The organism is Treponema bryantii (genome assembly GCF_036492245.1).
In the GTDB taxonomy this organism is placed as follows: domain Bacteria; phylum Spirochaetota; class Spirochaetia; order Treponematales; family Treponemataceae; genus Treponema_D; species Treponema_D bryantii_C.
On record NZ_AP025286.1, the window covers coordinates 2,752,979 to 2,767,191 of the forward strand.

General features: G+C 38.6%; 11 protein-coding genes. 8 read left to right on the plus strand and 3 right to left on the minus strand.

Annotation, left to right across the window (positions count from 1 at the left end; translation table 11 throughout):
• Window positions 1–30: 30 nt before the first annotated feature.
• The 3 genes from AABJ44_RS12145 to AABJ44_RS12155 are packed head-to-tail and all read right to left on the minus strand — an operon-like array spanning window position 31 to window position 3,468.
• Window positions 31–1,788, minus strand: coding sequence for an AMP-binding protein (locus AABJ44_RS12145; protein ID WP_338369317.1), 1,758 nt, complete (start codon window positions 1,786–1,788; stop codon window positions 31–33).
• A gap of 21 nt (window positions 1,789–1,809) precedes the next feature.
• Window positions 1,810–2,559: a rhomboid family intramembrane serine protease gene (locus tag AABJ44_RS12150; protein ID WP_338369318.1), complete on the minus strand. Its 750-nt coding sequence runs from the start codon at window positions 2,557–2,559 to the stop codon at window positions 1,810–1,812.
• A 51-nt stretch (window positions 2,560–2,610) separates the two neighbouring features.
• Window positions 2,611–3,468 carry a DUF1295 domain-containing protein gene (locus tag AABJ44_RS12155; protein WP_338369320.1) on the minus strand — a complete coding sequence of 286 codons (858 nt, stop codon included), beginning with the start codon at window positions 3,466–3,468 and terminating at the stop codon, window positions 2,611–2,613.
• Between the two features lie 68 nt (window positions 3,469–3,536).
• On the opposite strand from AABJ44_RS12155, the gene AABJ44_RS12160 reads away from it, so the two are divergent.
• The 8 genes from AABJ44_RS12160 to mmsA all read left to right on the plus strand — a co-directional run bounded on the left by AABJ44_RS12160 (window position 3,537) and on the right by mmsA (window position 14,213).
• Window positions 3,537–3,848 carry an ATP-dependent Clp protease adaptor ClpS gene (locus AABJ44_RS12160; protein WP_074642125.1) on the plus strand — a complete coding sequence of 104 codons (312 nt, stop codon included), beginning with the start codon at window positions 3,537–3,539 and terminating at the stop codon, window positions 3,846–3,848.
• A complete protein-coding gene (locus tag AABJ44_RS12165) occupies window positions 3,841–6,243 on the plus strand; it encodes an AAA family ATPase (protein WP_338369321.1) in 2,403 nt (800 codons plus the stop codon). The genes AABJ44_RS12160 and AABJ44_RS12165 overlap by 8 nt, the downstream gene beginning before the upstream one ends.
• Window positions 6,224–7,171 (plus strand): sugar ABC transporter substrate-binding protein, encoded by a 948-nt coding sequence (locus AABJ44_RS12170; protein ID WP_338369322.1) that lies wholly within the window; start codon window positions 6,224–6,226, stop codon window positions 7,169–7,171. The genes AABJ44_RS12165 and AABJ44_RS12170 overlap by 20 nt, the downstream gene beginning before the upstream one ends.
• A 5-nt stretch (window positions 7,172–7,176) precedes the next feature.
• Complete coding sequence (locus tag AABJ44_RS12175; protein WP_074642121.1) at window positions 7,177–8,694, plus strand: sensor histidine kinase; 1,518 nt, start codon at window positions 7,177–7,179, stop codon at window positions 8,692–8,694.
• Window positions 8,687–10,252 carry a response regulator gene (locus AABJ44_RS12180; RefSeq protein WP_074642120.1) on the plus strand — a complete coding sequence of 522 codons (1,566 nt, stop codon included), beginning with the start codon at window positions 8,687–8,689 and terminating at the stop codon, window positions 10,250–10,252. Before AABJ44_RS12175 ends, AABJ44_RS12180 begins: the two co-directional genes overlap by 8 nt.
• Before the next feature lies 1 nt (window position 10,253).
• Complete coding sequence (locus tag AABJ44_RS12185) at window positions 10,254–11,303, plus strand: sugar ABC transporter substrate-binding protein (RefSeq protein WP_074642118.1); 1,050 nt, start codon at window positions 10,254–10,256, stop codon at window positions 11,301–11,303.
• A gap of 189 nt (window positions 11,304–11,492) precedes the next feature.
• Entirely contained in the window at window positions 11,493–12,554 is a 1,062-nt protein-coding gene (chvE, locus tag AABJ44_RS12190; protein WP_074642117.1) for a multiple monosaccharide ABC transporter substrate-binding protein, read from the plus strand.
• Between the two features lie 111 nt (window positions 12,555–12,665).
• Window positions 12,666–14,213, plus strand: a complete 1,548-nt coding sequence (mmsA, locus tag AABJ44_RS12195; RefSeq protein WP_074642115.1) for a multiple monosaccharide ABC transporter ATP-binding protein — start codon at window positions 12,666–12,668, stop codon at window positions 14,211–14,213.

Below are 14,213 nucleotides of genomic sequence, written 5' to 3' on the forward strand. Positions count from 1 at the left end.
AAATTGCCTCATTTTAATATGCCGGTAAAATTATTTCAATTCCCGAATATTATCAATTGACTTCTTTATAAAGGCAATATCTCGTTTTCCGGAAGTAGCAATAGGAAATGAAAGCCAGGAACAGAATAAATGAGGAACTGCATCAGGAAGAACAAGAAGATTCTTTAGGCTGCTTTGCAGTTCCCTCAAATATTCAATTTCTTTTTCAGGATTATTATTTATAATTTCAGCGACTTCATTTTCCCAGACAATATGAGCTACTAATTCATTAGGATTTTCCGGATGTGTCTGAACTTCACAAATTTTTACATGTGGGGATGTCTGCACGGCAGCTTCTATATCAAAATTATAAACAGTCTTTCCATTTATCACAGAACAATCACTTTTTCGTCCCTGAACAACAAGACTTCCATCTGGATTTATATACCCAATATCTCCAGTCTTACACCATTTTTCTCCATTTTCATCAATATAAAAATAGTCTTCTGTTGCTTCTTTGTTATTCAGATACTCGAGCATGCAAACTTCCGATTTTACCATTATGTTTCCGCGCTCTTTGTACTTTAATTCTTTATGATTTTCATCAAAGACTCCTATGATTGCGATATCACGTAAAGGAATGCCTGATGCACTGTTAGAAAATTTATAATTTGTTATATCAGTTGTTACTGTAGTTCCACTCTCACATTGTCCATATCCACTTAACATACGAGCCTTACAGCCATGAGTTTTAAGAACAGACTCAATCTGCTCAACATCTTTTGCTGTTAGAACTTCTCCTCCACTAAAAGGATATTTTAAGAAACTTAAAGATTTTCCTTTCAGTTTTTTCAGACTTTTTTCAAGTGTAAAGCCCTGATACATTATTGCACTGGTAAGTATATATTCAGGTTTAAATTTCAGAACATTTTTGACAAATAAATACTGATCAAAACGAGGATCTATACAGATTTTTACGCCATACGATAACGGAAAATTAATACTGAGGCTTAAACCCGTCAAATGCCATGGCGGAACATTCTGGTAAATAGACTGTCCTCTTGTAATTTCAAAGCCTGAATTACCATACGCATTTATCAATTTTTGAAAACTATCTACAGATAAAACAATTCCCTTTGACGCTCCTGTTGTTCCACTTGAATAAACCATTGCTAAAGGCTTATGAACCTCATAAGGACAAACCGAAGTTTCTTTCTGATTATTTCCAATTTTGATAAATGTATTCCAGCTGATTTCATTGCTTTTATTAATCTTAATACGTTTTGAAAAAAATCTGAGAAATGTAGAATTCATCAAAGGAAGAATTACAACTTTTTTATCTGGATGCTCTGAAAATATTTCCCGATATTTTGGAAAAAATCTGTCTGCAAAAATGATAACCTTGCTTTTACACTCATCAATACGCATCAGAAAATCTTTTTCAGGAAAAAAAGGAGATATAATATTAGCAGCGGCCCCAATCTTACTTAATGCATAAAAAGTATAGATTACCTCGGGAGTTGTTGTAGAACATATTGTTACAAAGTCTCCATCCTTTACACCGAGTTTTTCCAGAGATTTTGCTACTCGATTTATATTCTCAAATAATTTGCCATAAGAAATTTTTGCACCAAAATATTCAATAGCTGTCTCGGTTAAATGATTTTTATTATTCTTTATCAGACCAATATATGGAGTTGTATTCAGAAATAAATCTTTTCGTTCAACTCCTTCGTAAAACTGATTCCAGGGTTTATCAATACTTGGATAACCAGTTTTTATCGACTGAGAATTCTCCTGTGAAAACATTTTTATATCTCCAGCTATATTTTAAAATTTTAAGGTTCCGACTACTGTAGTTTCGTCATCATCATAAGAAGGAGTTTTATTCTTTTTATTTCTAGGACTCTGACTGTCGATTTCTTCAGCGTAGGCTATTTTTTCAGCACGACTTAAAAGACCACCCGAAGTCTTTTTCGAAGCTTTAACTTTAGGAGATGTAAGGAATGCAAAAAGACTGCCGCACAACCCTCCGGCAATACAGATGATAATTTTTACAGCACCCGCCCCAGTAAAAATTTCAAGAAAAATAAATAGAATTATTACTGCAGCAAAAGAAAGAGGAAAAGTCTTTTTGGAAAAGGACATAAAGGCATTCAGAAAAATCATCATGCAGACAACTGGAACAGCACCTTGAAGGCTTTCTACACAGAAGCAGGCATTCAAAACTCCGGCAAATAAAGCCGACACAAAAATCATAATTCCTATAATTACAGAACCATAACGCTCTTCCATTGCTGGTCCCAGAAGCATTATAAGAATCAGATTGGTAATAAGGACAGAGCCGTCTCCTGCTCCAAAGATATATAATAGAAGACGAATATACGATAAAGGTTGTTTTACAATAAAGGGCAGCACTCCAGCCTGAGTTGTCGGAGACGCCAGAATCTTTTCCATTGAGCCGTTTTTTATTGCAAAACTATTTAATAGAAAGAGAACTGCACAGATTATTACAAAGGAAAGAGTAACCGGAGCATCATACGAAACTTTAAGATTTATTTTAAACTTCTTTTTACTCATAAATAGAGTATAGCATGAAATCTGTAAAAAACGTATGATTTTTCAGTAATTTTACAGCATCCTGGTGCTTTTCTTATATTCTTCAAAACCTGGTTTTCGCGCCTGATGTTTATCTGCCAGAGGAATACTTACAAAAAGGAACATAAGAGTATTTACAGTTGCTCCTGTTAGAAGTATAAGATTTCCGCCCAGTGCTACAACACTTGCAAGTCCAATACCCCACCACATAAGAATCTCGCAGGCATAGTTTGGATGGCGGGATTTTTTCCATAAACCGGTATGAATAAAACCTGCTGTACCGGAATTTCTGAACGCATGCATCTGGATATCTGCTATTCCCTGGAATATAACTGCAAGAAAGCTTATAGCTATAAACACTATACACCACGGCTGAAAAACAGCACCTTCATGTACTACAGTAACAGCAGGAAGAATACAAAGATAAACAACAACAGTTGGAAACAGATGAATTCCAAAAAAGTTTACAAAACCATAGAGTTTTCCAGATTTCTGACGTAACATTACATAACGCCAGTCCTGATATTCAAAACTTTCAAAATTATAAGCCCAGTTTGCAGTCAGGCGGAATGCCCAGAAAGCTACGACAGCAAAAAGAAGCAGAGAAAGAGCGAGACTGCCTGACAATTCAGAAAAATCACAAACCTTAGCGATTGTAGCTGCTAGAATTACAGGCGGTTGTACACTCCAGTATGGATCATATACAGAAGCATTATTAAATACGAGACTAAAAATAAAGACAATTACAGTTGCTGTAATATCAGCCAGTAAAAGTGAAATCTGATAGGAATACGTCGCATTGAAAAACTCATAAGCGAAAATTCCGCCGAATACAGCAAGAATATAAACTAAAATAATCACAGCAAGAGCTGCAAATCTGTTTTTAATCATAATTCAATTATACACGCAAATTTACTTTTTATCTTCTTTTTTTGACTTTTTTGTGCTATATTATACGTATGAGCGATTACAGCAATCAGATATCACAGGCAGGAAGCGGAGTTGCAGAAGATGCATCTATCACACTTCCTCCAGAACGAAAGGTTGTCTTCTATAATGATGACTTTACGACAATGGAATTTGTCGTAGACGTTCTTGTATCTATTTTTAACAAGTCTCATAGCGAAGCAGAAGAGTTGATGCAGACTGTGCATCAGGAAGGTTCTTCTGTTGTAGGCGTTTATACTTATGATATTGCTGTCTCACGCACAAACCTTACTATACAGGCAGCACGAAAAAACGGATTTCCGTTAAGGGTAGAAGTTGAGTAATCAGGAAAAACCACAGGGCAGCGTAAAACAGATGAAGGTGAGCACCATGCTCAGCCGAATTCTGTCTGAGTCGCTCTTAGTTGCAAAAGATTTTCATCACGAATTTTTCACCCCCGAGCATGTGCTTGCCACTGCCATTAGAGATGAATTTGTTGAACAGCTGCTTGCAAATAGTGGTGGTGATACAAAAGAACTCAAAAGTGAAGTAAGCAATTATCTCACAACAAAACTTCCTGTAATTTCCGAAAATGCAAATCCTGAAATAATTAAAGCTCCTGTTGAATCAGCTGGTTTTCAGGCTATGATGAACCGCGCCGTTTTCCACTGTATTTCGTGCGATTCAGACATGATTGATATTACCGATATTCTTTTAAGTATGTTCGACGAAAGCAAGAACTACAGTTCTTATTTTTTGAAAACCTGTGGTGTTGAACGACTCAAGCTTATGGAGAATATTACAAAGGTTAGACCTCCTAAGAAAAATCCTCAAAATCAAAATCAGATTCCTGGTGATATGCCGGGCTCAAATAATCAGGGCGGTCTAAAACGTTTCGCAGTTAATATGACAGAACAGGCCGCAAAAGGCGCTTATGATGTTCTTGTTGGCCGCGAAGCCGAACTTGAACGTACAATCCAGATTCTTTGCCGCCGTTCAAAAAATAACCCGCTGCATGTTGGTGATGCAGGTGTTGGTAAAACAGCAATTACACAGGGACTCGCCCAGCGTATTGTAAATGGTCAGGTTCCGGACCTTCTTAAAGGCTACACTATCTACGCGCTTGATATCGGACTTCTTCTTGCGGGTTCTAAGTTCCGCGGTGATTTTGAAGAGCGATTACATTCTGTAATTGACGAACTCAAAGAAAAGAAGAAATCAATCTTATTTATAGATGAAATTCATATGATTATGGGAGCAGGTTCTAACGGATCAACTCAGGTTGATGCAGCTAATCTTTTAAAGCCTGTTCTTGCAAGCGGTGAAATTAAGTGTATCGGCTCTACAACTTTTGAAGAGTTTTCAAAGAACTTTGAAAAAGACCGAGCCCTCGCCCGCCGATTCCAGAAGATTGATATTCTTGAACCTTCTCAGAAAGAAACTGTTCAGATTGTAAAAGGTCTGATTCCTAAATTCGAAAAACACCATAATGCGGTATATTCAGACGGCGCTGTAGAAGAAGCTGTAAAACTTTCAATTCAGTTTATGCCGGACCGCCGCCTTCCAGACAAGGCAATTGATATTATTGATGAAGCCGGCTCATACCAGCACATCCTGAAATCAGGCGGCTTCACCGGTAGGCGCGACTCACGCACCGGCACCGTCTCACACCCCGGACTCGTCGCAACCGCACCACAGCCGGTCCGCGTTACCACAGATATTATCCGCCGCGTTACGTCCCGCATCGCAAAAGTTCCGCTGGACACTCTCCGCGGCGAAGAAAAAGATTCACTGCGAACAATAGAAGCTACACTCTCTCAGAGTATTTTCGGTCAGGACACTGCCGTCACAACTCTTGGAAAAGCCGTTAAACGAGCCCGCGCCGGATTCCGTAATCCGGAAAAACCGGAAGCCTGTTACCTCTTCGTAGGTCCAACCGGCTGTGGAAAAACAGAACTTGCCCGCACCTTAGCCGCTATTCTCAAGGAACCACTTCTCCGCTACGACATGAGTGAGTATCAGGAAAAGCATACTGTAAGCCGCCTCGTTGGTTCTCCACCGGGATATGTCGGCTTTGAAGAAGGCGGACAGCTTGTAAAAGATGTTCGCAAAAATCCGCATGCAGTAATTCTCTTTGACGAAATTGAAAAGGCAAACGAAGATATATACAATGTTCTGCTTCAGGTAATGGACTACGGTCAGCTTACCGATAATCAGGGACGCAAGGCAGACTTCCGCTCATGCATTATCATCATGACAAGTAATGCCGGTGCCCGCGAACTTGAAAAAGGCAGCATTGGTTTTGGCGATGCCACACCTGCAAATATAGAAGCTTCACTCAAGGACGCAGTAAGCCGCGAGTTCCCTCCGGAATTCCGTAACCGTCTCGATGCCGTAATTCCATTTAATTATCTGGATATTGAAGTTGCAAAGAAGGTTTGCCGCAAGGAAATCGACCGCCTTGCTCAGCGCATGAAGGAAAAGAAAGTTCAGCTCACTGTTACAGATCGCGCCGTTCAGTACATTACAGAACTCGGCTATTCAAAGGAATTCGGAGCACGCAATATTGCCCGTACTGTTGAAGATGAAATTGCCGACCGCCTTGTAGATGAAGTTCTTTTTGGAAAGCTCGAAAAGGGCGGCGCAGTAACTGCAGATTATAAAAACTCCGGCAAAACAACCCGCTCATCAAAATCTCAAAATGGTATAACTTTCACTTATGGAAAAGAAAACAACTAGGCTCATAAAATGGATTCTGCTGATTTCTTCATTCATCGCACTTCTCGTTTTTGCCATTTTGTTCTATGCCGTTTTTCTTTCTGCCCGCGCCAGAATCCAGAATCAAAGTGATTATAATCCATCAGATACTTGTCTGTATCATGTAATCATAACAGGAACCTACGAAAATCAGAGCTTTCTTTCTGAAGTATATAAGGGAGCAGCCAGACTTGCAGGCGCTTACAAAACGATTGTAGACCTGCATGTTCCAAACTCACAGGCAGACACAGAATCTCTACAGAGCCTTCTGGATTACTGTTCATTTATGAACGCAGACGGAATCATTATCTATATGGACTCTGCAGAAGAACCACCTGTTCTCCTTACACGTTCCGACTCTCCAGAAATCCCGATTATCACAGTTGGACAGTTTTCTCCAAATATGCAGCAGATTTCTTTTATCGGAACCAACAACTGGCAGCTTGGAAAAAAAATCGCAGATGAATCTCAGGCACTTTTACCAAATGGTGGAAATGTTTACATTCTCGAAGAATCTGCAAACCAAAGCTCAAACAGCCTCATAAACAGTATTCATGCTGCCTTACAGGATAATTACAATATTACGACAACAGTAATTGATAAACTATCTTCAGAAATTCAGCTTCAAGGTACAAACAATATCTTCATTTCACTTACAGAAGATGACACCATTACATCTGCTCAGATTCTTTCTGAACAGTTTAATATGGCTCAATATAAACTTATTGGCTTTGGCGGTAACGAAGTATGCCAGCTCTATCTTCAAAAGGGCTGGATAGAAAAACTTGTTTCTCTGGATCCTGAAAAAATCGGAGAAACTGCAATTCGTGAATTATTTGAATACCGCACAAAGGGTTACGCAAACAGTTACATTACAGCAGATGTAAAAATCAGCACGGCACTGAGGTAAAAGTTATGATGAAGTTAAATCTAATCAACTACATCAGAAACAAAAGCCTCCGCTGGCGAATTATGATCTGTATCGCAATTGCGACTCTCATACTTTTTGCCAGTCTGCTTACTACAATGCGTCTCTCGCTCTATTCAATGAATAACCTTGGAGCTTCTTATAAATCCAACTCTGAACTTACACATTTCTCACAGGCTGTTACTACAACAGAAAAAGCCATGGAAGATTATGTAAGCTACCGTACCTTTGAAAGTATTGATGCTTACTATAACTCACGCACAAAGGTTGAAGATTACTTTGAAAAGTTTCAGGAGTTCCCTTCAAAAAATGAAGTTGCTCATAAAGAATATATTGTTCATCAGCTAACTGAAGCATTTCTCTACTATAGTAATCTTGCAATTTCTGCACGACGTGCGAATAATGAAGATGAGATTTCGCTGAACTACAGTTATGCAATGGACAGTTATAACTATCTGCTTTCTCAGATTCTCGAACTGAACAATCTTCGCCTTCAACAGAATGCTGAGCGTTACGAAGCAAATCAATCAAAAATCGTAATCTCAAATACACTGGGTGTTGTTTTCTTCCTTATCTTTTCTATTTTGATTTTCTTTGTACTCTACTTCACTATCACTTCAATCATGGATCCACTTGTGGAAATTTCTGAAGTTGCACATAAAGTTGCCCGCCGTAATTTTGATGTTCCGCTTTTTAACCGTGAATCAAATGATGAAATCGGAAACATCTGTAAAGCTTTTGACCGAATGATTATCAGTATCCGCGAATACATCGATACAATCTGGGAAAAGGCCCGTACCGAAGCAGAACTAAAGGAAAAGGAAATTGAAATGCAGGCGCTTTATACAGATGCCCAACTCCGCGCCCTTCAGAATCAGATAAACCCGCACTTCCTTTTCAACACACTGAATACCGGTGCCCAGCTTGCCATGATGGAAAATGCCGACAAGACCTGTTACTTTATTGAACAGGTTGCAGATTTCTTCCGCTATAATATTCAGCAGCAGAGCCGCACAGTTTCAATTGACGAAGAACTCGCTTTGGTAGATAATTTTGTATATATAATGAAGGTGCGTTTTGGTAACCGCCTTGAATTTATAAAAAAGATTCCCGAAGGTTCTTTCCCTCAGCAGATTCCTTCAATGACCTTACAGCCTCTTGTTGAAAACTGTATTAAGCACGGACTCAAAAATTCAAAAGGAAAAGTCTGCCTTGAAGTTTCAATTGAAGACAAATATATCGTCATAAGTATTTCTGATAATGGAGAAGGAATGCCTGAACAGACTCGAAAAGCTGTTTTTGAAGCAGTTGCTTCCGGAACAACAAGACTTGCACCAGAAGTGCTGGATGATAATTCTACACACAATGGAACAGGTCTTATCAGTGTTTTCCTGAGACTTCGACTTCAGTTTCATAGGGATGATCTTTTTGATATTACTGATGCAGAGGGAACTTCAGAAACCCCTGGCACAAAGTTTATAATCAGGATTCCAAAGCATGTTTAATATATTAGTAACAGATGATGAACAGATTGTAATCGATTCTCTTTCCTTCATAATCAACAAAAACTTTGCTGATGAAGCCCGTGTATTTACTGCACTTTCCGGCACAGAAGCAATTGAAATTGTTATGAAAGAAAATATCGACATTATGTTCATGGACATCAACATGCCTGGACTCAGCGGTCTTGAAACTGTAAGTGTAATCACAAAGCTCAAACCGAATATTGTTTTTGTGATTTTAAGTGCCTTTGACCGCTTTCAGTATGCACAGGAAGCAATCAATCTTGGAGCCTATAAATATATAACAAAACCGGTAAACAGAAATGTCGTAATAGAAACTATCAGAGGCGCAATGCAGCTGGTTCAGGAAAAACAGGGTAAACTTTCTGCAGACATGGAGCTTCACAAAAAACTCGACCTTGTTTCTCCAATGATTGAAAATGATTTTATCTATGCCTGTATCTACAACAATGATAAATCTATAGATCTATCTTCTTACCTCGATTATTTTAATCTTACCGATAATCCGTGGGTTTTCTGCTGTTTTGAATTTCCAAACATCAATTCAGATAACCAGTACAGCACATACTTAAAGATTCATGAACTTTTAAATACAGAGCACCGCTGTCTTGTAAGCAGCTTTATCATGAACCGTATTGTAGTATTTTTCCCGATTTTTTCTGTTACCCCTGAATATTCAGAAATCCAGGAACAGATAAAAAAATTCTACACTACTCTCAGCTATAATATTACAACAGGAATCCGTGCCGGAGTAAGTACAATCTTTTCTGATAAGACAAAACTTCAGGCTTCTTACAGTGAAGCACTTTCTGCACTTAATAAATCAGCATCTGGCGGCGGACTTATCTTTTCTGATGGAATGAGTTTTACCGGTGAGCAGGAATCAACCTTAAAGAAATCAAGTACCGGAGAATTCAAAAATCAGATTATAAACAAACTTTCATCTGGAGATTCAAACGGAGTAAAATCTTTCCTTGAACTCTTTACTTCTGAATTGATTTCCCAGCAGCTTCCTGGAGATAAAATCAAAAATTCATTCTTTGAATTAATTGTTACTGCAAACAATGCAACAAAAGAACAGAACAAAGCTTTTTCAAGCGATACTTTCGATAATGCATTTGCAACGCTCAGCACAGAAAATGATATTAAACTGATAAAAGAGTTTGCCCAGAAATTCCTTATGGAATGTACACAGGCAGTTTCCAGTGTTAAAAAGGCAGAAGAAAATCCTATCATTAAGAAAGTGTGCACATATGTTGATGAAAATCTTTCACAGGATATTTCACTCGAAACTGCTGCAGACTTTGCAGGTGTAAGTTCCTTTTATTTAAGTAAGCTTTTCAAAGAAGAAAAAGGTGAAACTTTCATCAATTTTATTTCTGACAAGAGGCTTGAAAAATCACGTCAGCTTCTGTCTGAAACCAATCTTTCTATTAAAGAGATTACTGCTGAAGTTGGTTATAATGACCAGAACTACTTCAGCCGAATATTTAAAACAAAGTACGGCCTTTCACCAAAGGAATACAGGAAGGTAAAATAAAATGTTAAAAAAGTTTCGTTATGTGCTGACTGTAACACTCTGTCTCTCAACTATTTATTTTGTTTCCTGTAAAAAACAGGAAGCCTCTTCTACAATCCGACAGCCTTCTGCCGCACCGGCAAAGTCTCTGACTATAGGATTTTCCATTGATACGCTTGCAATCGAACGCTGGCAGCGCGACATGGATGTTTTTATTAACAAGGTAAAGGAAATGGGCGCGGACGTAATTGTCCAGAATGCCGGCAACAGCATTGAAGAGCAGAACCGTCAGCTTATGTATCTGCTCGAACGCAATGTTGATTGTGTTGTTGTTCTTCCTAAAGATGCTGCATCTATTACAGAAAGCGTACAGAAACTTCGCGCAAAAAATATTCCTGTTATTTCTTATGACCGCCTTGCTCTTAATGCCGATGTAAACCTTTATCTCACTATCGACAGTGAGAAGGTTGGCGAGCAGATGGCCCAGGAAATGCTCAGATGCACAAAGGGACAAAACTGGTATTGCATTCTTGGACCTTCAGAAGATTATAATATGACTCTTATTATGGATGGAATAAAACGTATTTTACGAAACACATCCGTTCATATTAATCATACTTTCTATACCGATGGCTGGAATTACGATCTTTCTTATCAGGAAATGGTGAGAATTCTTAAAAGTGATATTTTCCCAGACGCCATTATATGCGGAAACGATGCGGTTGCAGCCAGCGTCATTCAGGCAATTAACCGCTACTATCCGGACACACATATTCCTGTATGCGGTCAGGATGCTGATATTTCAGCCTGCCAGTATATTATTCAGGGAAAACAGGACTTTACCATCTACAAACCAATCATTCAGCTGGCAGAAGTTGCGGCAGAATGCGCAGTTCACCTTGCCCGCAAGGAAGATATATCTGAAAACCGCTTCAGAATCCGCCCTATAAACAATGGTTTTGCTGAAATTCCTGCAATCTGGCTCGAACCAACCCATGTTGATAAATATAATCTGGATAAAGTAATTATAGAATCCGGCTTCCATAGTGCTGCTTCTATCTATAAAAATTAGCACAATTTAAACCACAAAAAAATCTAGATTTAACATATTTTCCTAGTACAAATCCCCTAAACAAAATAAGAAAATAGCAAAATTCTTAAGATTTTGCGTGAATTTCAGGACTTTTAATACGCTATACTCCTATATGTATAAAAGAGCCGTTGGCTCTAATAAAAAAAAAATTTAGGAGTGTTTTTTTCTATGAAAAAAATTATCGCTATTCTTTTGGCAGTTGCTACATTATCAACTGCAGTATTTGCAAAAGCAAAAGCAAAAGTAGGTGTTTCAATGCCTACAAAAGACCTTCAGCGCTGGAACCAGGATGGTGCAAACATGAAAGCTCAGCTCGAAAAAGCTGGTTATGATGTAGACCTCCAGTATGCAGCAAACGATATCCCAACACAGATATCTCAACTCGAAAACATGATTACAGGAAAATGTAAGGTTCTCGTAATCGCATCTATCGATGGATCTGCTCTTTCTAACGTTCTTGCAACAGCTAAGAAAAAGAAGATTCAGGTAATTGCTTACGACCGCCTTATTATGGATACAGATGCAGTTACATACTATGCAACATTCGATAACTACAAAGTAGGTACTCTCCAGGGTGACTACCTTGTTGACAAGCTCGGACTCAAGAGCCGCTCAGCTTCTGACCCAGTTTATATGGAATTCTTCACTGGTGACCCAGGTGACAACAACATCAACTTCTTCTTCGGTGGTGCTATGGACGTTCTTAGACCATACCTCGAGAAGGGTGTAATCGTTTGCCGCTCAGGACAGACAGAAAAAGCACAGGCTGCTACTCTTAACTGGTCTACAGAAGAAGCTCAGAAGAGAATGGAAAACCTTATTACATCTAACAAGTACGGTCCAAAGGGAACAAAACTTGACGCTGTATACTGCTCTAACGACTCTACAGCTAACGGTGTAACAAACGCTCTCCTTTCTGCTGGTTATACAGCTGCTAACTTCCCAATCATCACTGGTCAGGACTGTGATATCATTTCTGTAAAGAACATGCTTAAGGGAACACAGGCTATGTCTGTATTCAAGGATACACGTACACTCGCTTCAAAAGTATCTGAAATGGTTGACGCTATCCTCTCAGGAAAGAAAGCTCCTGTAAATGATACAAAGACATACAACAACAACGTAAAGGTTGTTCCATCATATCTTTGTGAACCAGTATTCGGTGATATCAATAACTACAAGACATTGCTTATTGATTCAGGATACTACAAGGAATCTGAACTTAAATAGTCAGACATGACTTGATTAAAGGGCTGTTCCTTCCGGTGGTGGAGTTAATCGAAACCACCAGACAGCCCTTTTTTTTAATCATCTACAAATTATTAATTAAAGAGGGTTCCAATGGCTAAAACATTATTGGAAATGAAAAATATTACCAAGTTATTTCCTGGCGTAAAAGCTCTGGATAACGTAAATCTGACCGTTGAAGAAGGTGAGATTCATGCTATTTGTGGTGAAAATGGTGCCGGAAAATCAACTTTGATGAATGTTCTGAGCGGTATTTATCCATATGGAACATACACAGGCGACATTGTATACGATGGTGAAATCTGTAAGTTCCAGACAATCAGGGACAGTGAGGCAAAAGGTATTGTAATCATTCATCAGGAGCTTGCCCTTGTTCCACTTCTCACAATCGGTGAGAATATGTTCCTCGGAAACGAAAGAGGATCTAAAGCAAAAATCAACTGGTCTGAGACCTTTGATAAATCAGATGAACTCTTAAGAATGGTTGGTCTTAAAGATTCATCAAAGACCTTAATTAAGGATATTGGTGTAGGTAAACAGCAGCTTGTAGAAATTGCAAAAGCACTCGGTAAGAACGTAAGACTTCTTATTCTTGACGAACCTACAGCATCTTTGAACGATACAGAAGCTAAGCATCTTCTTGACCTGCTTCTGGAATTCAAAAAACAGGGAATGACTTCAATTATCATTTCTCATAAATTGAACGAAGTTTCATATGTAGCTGATAAAATTACAGTTATTCGTGATGGTACATCTATCACATCCCTTGATAAAGCAAAAGATAACTTTACTGAAGATACTATTATTTCGGCCATGGTAGGACGTTCTCTTACAGACCGATTCCCTAAGCGCGAACCTCATATTGGTGAAGTTTGTTTTGAAGTTAAAAACTGGTGCGTAGACCATCCTGTATTTGATGGAATTAAGGTTTGCGATAACATCAACTTTAATCTTCGCAAAGGTGAAGTTCTTGGTATCTCAGGACTTATGGGTGCAGGACGTACAGAACTTGCAATGAGTATTTTCGGACACTCTTACGGTACAAACATCCATGGTCAAATATATATGAATGGAAAGGAAGTTTCCTTCCCTAATGTAAAATCTGCAATTAAAGCTGGTCTTGCTTATGTAACAGAAGACCGAAAAGGTAACGGACTTATTCTTACTGAATCAATCTGTAAGAATACCACTGCTGCAAAACCTGAAAAGATTTCAAAGCACTTTGTACTCGACTTTGATAAAGAGCGTCAGTATTCAGAACAGATGGCAAAAGAAATGCATACTAAGTGTGCAACTGTAATGGAAGATGTAGGAAACCTTTCGGGTGGTAACATGCAGAAGGTTCTTCTCGGAAAATGGCTTTTTGCAGAACCTGATATTCTGATTCTTGATGAACCTACACGAGGTATCGACGTAGGTGCTAAGTATGAAATCTACTGTATCATCAACAGAATGGTTGCTGAAGGTAAATCTGTAATTATGATTTCTTCTGAAATGCCTGAAATTCTTGGTATGTGTGACCGCATTTACGTAATGAATGAAGGTAAAATGATTGCAGAAATGAATGGTAAAGATGCAACTCAGGAAAAGATTATGACTGAGATTATTAACTCAGGTAAGACTGAGAACTTAGGAGAATAA